1 protein-coding gene is annotated in these 1,636 nt (G+C 69.7%); it reads left to right on the top strand.

Annotation, left to right across the window (positions count from 1 at the left end; all coding sequences use genetic code 11):
* Positions 1-135: 135 nt before the first annotated feature.
* Positions 136-1,636: DUF2264 domain-containing protein (locus RTM68_RS18675; protein ID WP_312173821.1), on the top strand; the 1,501-nt coding region annotated here is incomplete at its 3' end.

Here is a 1,636-nt window from a genome sequence, read left to right as displayed (position 1 = left end):
TAACTGATCGAAAATGATCGATCTAGCTTTATCTGAGTCTTGTCTTGATCGAAATGCGGTGATAATCTCCCAACGATCGCAAAGAGACGGCATCCGTCGCGGTCCACCTCGAAGCAGTCTTCAAAGGAGAACCCTGTGACGTACGAGCGCACCGTGGCATCGACGGCGACGAGTCCCCGCGAGGGCCAGGCGGCCACGACGGCCGAATGGTCGCGCGACGACCTGCTCGCCTACGCCGACGGACTGCTCGCGGCGGTCCGCCCGTGGGCCTCAGAGAACGGCGCCCGCATCACGCTCCCCGGGGCGTCGGGCGGATACGGCATCGACGTCGACGGTCTCGAGGGATTCGTGCGCACCTTCCTGCTCGCAGGATTCCGCATCGCGGGTGCGCGTGGTGAAGGGGTCGACGACCTCATCGACTTCTCCTCGCGCGGCATCGTCGCGGGTGTCGACCCCGAGGCCCCCGACCGGTGGGTGCGACTCGACGAGCACGCGCAGGCCAAGGTCGAGGCGGCATCCATCGCGCTGATCCTCGACCTGACCCGCCCCTGGATCTGGGATCGCCTCGACGCACGCACTCAGCAGAACATGATCGACTACCTCGCACCCGTCGTGGGTGACGACACCTACCCCCGCAACAACTGGCTGTGGTTCCGCGTGGTCGTGCAGACGTTCCTGCGCTCGGTGGGCGGCCCGTGGTCGCAGGCCGACATCGAGCAGGATCTGGCGCAGCACGACTCGTTCGTGCGCGAGGGCGGATGGATCTCTGACGGCGACGACCGCTCGTACGACCACTACGTCGGCTGGGCGCTGCACCTGTACCCGGTTCTGTGGTCTCGGATGCAGGGCGCCGACGAGCTGGCAGCCGGCCGCACCGAGGGCGACCTCGCCCGGCTCGACCTGTTCCTGCAGGACGCGATCGCCCTCGTCGGCGCCGACGGCTCTCCGCTGATCCAGGGCCGCAGCCTCGTCTACCGCTTCGCCGCGGCGGCTCCCTACTGGGCGGGCGCCCTCGCCGAGGTCCCGTCCGTCCCGCTCGGGCAGCTGCGTCGTGCGGCATCCGCCATCGTCCGCCACTTCGCCGAGAACGGCGTCCCGAATGAGCAGGGGCTCCTCGATCTCGGATGGCACGACGAGTGGCGTCGGCTCGCGCAGAACTACTCGGGCACCGGCTCGCCGTACTGGGCGTCGAAGGGGCTGCTCGGCATCGCACTGCCCGCGGATCACCCGGTGTGGTCGGCTCCCACGGAGCCGCTGCCCGCCGAGACCGCCGACGTGATCCGCGTCGTCGAGGCCCCGGCGTGGATCATCTCCGCCACGGCCGACGACGGCATCGTGCGCGTGATCAACCACGGGTCCGACCACGCGCGCCCCGGCGACCTCGTCGGCGACTCGCCGCTCTACGCCCGCCTCGGCTACTCGACCGCCGCGAGCCCGCTGCTCAACGGCGACGCCTGGGCCGAGCCCCTCGAGCAGTCTGTCGCGCTGCTGCACGCCGACGGCAGGGCGACGCATCGCGCCGGCATGCGCGTGCAGGGCATCCGTCGAGACGGGGATGCCGCGATCGCCGGATCCGAGGCGACAGCCCACTGGATCGCTCCGGACGCGACCCAGATCCGGCACGGCTCCGGCATCA

The sequence above is a fragment of the Microbacterium sp. genome (assembly GCF_031988965.1).
Lineage (GTDB): Bacteria > Actinomycetota > Actinomycetes > Actinomycetales > Microbacteriaceae > Microbacterium.
This window is presented reverse-complemented; position numbering and strand designations above follow the sequence as displayed.